The organism is Evtepia sp. (genome assembly GCF_056797215.1).
The window spans coordinates 1-2863 of record NZ_JBQILM010000066.1 but is presented as its reverse complement, the minus strand read 5'-3'; the positions used below and the strand labels follow the sequence as shown (position 1 = coordinate 2863).

The window sequence follows — 2863 nt, the reverse complement described above, 5'->3', positions numbered from 1 at the left end:
ATTGCCGGGGAGATCCGCCGCTTCCTCCGGGACGACGGCCTGGTGAAGGTAGGCCGCGGGACCAAGGAACAGGCCCTACTGATCCACCGGGCCCGGACGAAGCTGTTGGACAGTCTAGGCCGGGAACCCTCCCTGTCAGAGCTGGCCCAGGAGACGGGCCTCACACCGGAGGAGATCGCCGAGGTGGACTTAGCCGTGTCCTCTGTGGCCTCCCTTCAGGCCGAGAACGGGGAGAACGGCTTCTCCTTAGAGGAGATGTTGGGGGAATCCCCAGAGGAGGGGCTCATTGAACGTCTATCCCTGCGCAGCGCCATTGACCACCTGCCCCAGCGGGAGCAAAAGCTCATCCTCCTGCGCTATTATAAGGGCCTCACCCAGGAAAAGACGGCAAAGATTCTGGGCATTAGTCAGGTGCAGGTCTCCCGGCTGGAAAAGAAGGCCATCCAGTTTTTGCGCTGGGAGCTCACAGAGCACTGACCTCCCCCACAAAACGGTCCTCCCGCCCCACCTTCTCCCAGGAAAAGCCCTGGATCAAGTCCCTGGGCAACAAGGGTTCCGGCTTGGGGATCAGATGGGCCAGCCAGGCCAGGTAGCCCGTCAACGCCGCCGGGGTGGTATGGGCCCGAAGGGTCCCCATGTCCGGGTCCCCATCCCGCTTGGCCAAGCGCCTGCCGTCCTGGCTGAGCAGCAAGGGGATGTGGCAATAGCTGGGGGGCTGATAGCCCAACTGCTCCAAAAGCCAGAGCTGCCGGGGGGTGGAGGAGAGCAGGTCCCAGCCCCGGACCACACGGGTGATTCCCATCCGCCCGTCGTCCTCCGCCACCGCCAGCTGGTAGGCAAACACCCCGTCGGAGCGGCGGAGGATGAAGTCCCCGCAGTCCCGGTCCAGACGTTGGTTTTGGGGGCCAAAGCACCCATCCGTAAAGGAAATTTCCTTTACGGGCACTTGGACCCGCCAAGCAGGCCGTCTCCCCCTGCGCTCCAACGCCGCCCGCTCCTGCTCTGTCAAGCGCCGGCAATGGCCATCGTACACCCGCGCCCCATCGGCGGCGTGGGGAGCAGAGGCGGCCAAGAGCTCCTTGCGGCTGCAATAGCAGGGGTACACCAGCCCCGCCGCCGCCAGCTTGCCAAAGGCCTCTTGATAATACCCCTCCCGCTGGCTCTGGCAAAATTCCTCCCGGCCTGGCGCCCAGCCCAGGTCCCAGTCCAGGCCCAGCCAGTGGAGGTCATCGGCCAATTGCTCAATGTATTCCCGGCGGCAGCGCTGGGGGTCCAAGTCCTCCATGCGCAGCAGCATTTCGCCCCCCAGGCTGCGGATATCCAGCCAGGCCAGCAGCGCCGCGAAGAGATTCCCCAGGTGCATTCGCCCACTGGGGCTGGGGGCAAAGCGGCCCCGGATGGGCCGCCCGCTGTGTGATTGTGCTTTCATCGCATACATAGCCGCTCCCCTTCCCATAGCTTGTCAATGCCTCCTCCCTATGGTATAGTGATGGGTATACCAAAAGAAAGAGGGCAATCACCATGTCTATCGCCGCGGTCCGCGACTATTTCTCCGCCTTTGGCCTGGCGGAGAAGGTCTTAGAGTTCGATACTTCCAGCGCCACCGTAGAGCTGGCCGCCCAGGCCGCCGGGGTCATCCCTGCCCGCATTGCCAAATCCCTGTCCTTCCTGGTGGACGGACAAGCGGTGCTCATCCTCACCGCCGGGGACGCCAAGGTGGACAACAGCAAGTTCAAGGGCTTTTTCCACACCAAGGCCAAAATGCTCTCCCCCGACCAGGTGGTGGAGCTGGTGGGACACGCCGTAGGGGGCGTGTGCCCCTTCGCCATCAAGGAGGGGGTACAGGTCTATCTGGACATCTCCCTCCAGCGCTTCGACACCGTGTTCCCTGCCGCTGGCAGCGCCAACAGCGCCATTGAGCTCACCTGCGCCCAGTTGGAGCAATACGCCTGCGGCTTCCAGAGCTGGGGGGACTTTTGCAAAGGGTGGCAGGCGGAGGGCTGACCCTCCATCCCCGCCATTCTACCATAGTTCCCCGGCAGGTTTCAATCAGAAAAGCCAGTCTGCGCCATGATACGCAGGCTGGCTCTTTTTTATTTGTATCTACCCACCATAACGATAATCGTTATAATCTTTCTTGGGCATAAATAATCTTTGGAAGATCACACCGCCCCCGTTTTGTGTGTTTGATCAAACTTCCCCCCGTCTCACCCAGAAAGAGAGGAGTCAACTATGACCTACAGCTATATTCGTGTATCCAGCACGGAGCAGAACGAGGACAGACAGCTGGACGCCATGCGCCTCAGCGAAGTACCGGAGAAGAACATTTATATGGACAAGCAGTCCGGCAAGGATTTCAACCGGCCCCAGTATCAAAAGCTATTAAAAAAGCTCAGGGCCGGAGACCTGGTCTATATCCTGAGCATCGACCGCCTGGGCCGCAACTACCAGGAAATCCAGGACCAGTGGCGGGTGCTCACCAAGGAGATCGGGGTGGATATCTGCGTGATTGACATGCCTCTCCTGGACACCCGCCACGGCAAGGACCTCATGGGGACCTTTATCGCGGACTTGGTGCTGCAAATTTTATCCTTTGTGGCCCAGAATGAGCGGGAAAACATCCGCAAGCGCCAGGAACAGGGCATCGCGGCGGCCAAGGCCAGGGGGGTGAAGTTCGGCCGTCCCTCTCTGGAACCCCCGGCGGACTTCGCCCAGGTGGTGGAGGCATGGGAGCAGAAGGACTTGAGCTTTGCCCGCGCCCTGTCAGCCTGCGGTATGAGCCAGGCGACGTTCTACCGCCGGTTGAAGGAGCATCGGGTGGCGCGAGGCAGCGCAAAATAAAAAAAGCTGCCAAAAAGTATAC

The 2863-nt window shown here is 61.1% G+C and carries 4 protein-coding genes; 3 read left to right on the top strand and 1 reads right to left on the bottom strand.

Annotated features, from left to right (window positions below):
* The coding region (locus ACTOZL_RS10110) for a sigma-70 family RNA polymerase sigma factor (protein ID WP_482478267.1) at positions 1 to 477 on the top strand (477 nt) is incomplete at its 5' end.
* On the opposite strand, the gene gluQRS is transcribed toward ACTOZL_RS10110, so the two are convergent.
* Positions 464 to 1429 carry a tRNA glutamyl-Q(34) synthetase GluQRS gene (gene gluQRS, locus ACTOZL_RS10105; protein ID WP_482478265.1) on the bottom strand — a complete coding sequence of 322 codons (966 nt, stop codon included), beginning with the start codon at positions 1427 to 1429 and terminating at the stop codon, positions 464 to 466. The genes ACTOZL_RS10110 and gluQRS overlap by 14 nt on opposite strands.
* Before the next feature lie 92 nt (positions 1430 to 1521).
* On the opposite strand from gluQRS, the gene ACTOZL_RS10100 reads away from it, so the two are divergent.
* The gene (locus tag ACTOZL_RS10100) at positions 1522 to 2004 is read left to right on the top strand and encodes a YbaK/EbsC family protein (RefSeq protein WP_482478264.1); all 483 of its coding nucleotides are present in this window, start codon (positions 1522 to 1524) and stop codon (positions 2002 to 2004) included.
* Positions 2005 to 2232: 228 nt separating this feature from the next.
* A complete protein-coding gene (locus ACTOZL_RS10095; RefSeq protein ID WP_482478262.1) occupies positions 2233 to 2841 on the top strand; it encodes a recombinase family protein in 609 nt (202 codons plus the stop codon).
* Positions 2842 to 2863: the final 22 nt, after the last annotated feature.

Coding starts and splice junctions, on each gene's coding strand:
- gluQRS (WP_482478265.1), bottom strand. CDS start 1,429: ATGAAAGCACAATCACACAGCGGGCGGCCCATCCGGGGCCGCTTTGCC.
- ACTOZL_RS10100 (WP_482478264.1), top strand. CDS start 1,522: ATGTCTATCGCCGCGGTCCGCGACTATTTCTCCGCCTTTGGCCTGGCG.
- ACTOZL_RS10095 (WP_482478262.1), top strand. CDS start 2,233: ATGACCTACAGCTATATTCGTGTATCCAGCACGGAGCAGAACGAGGAC.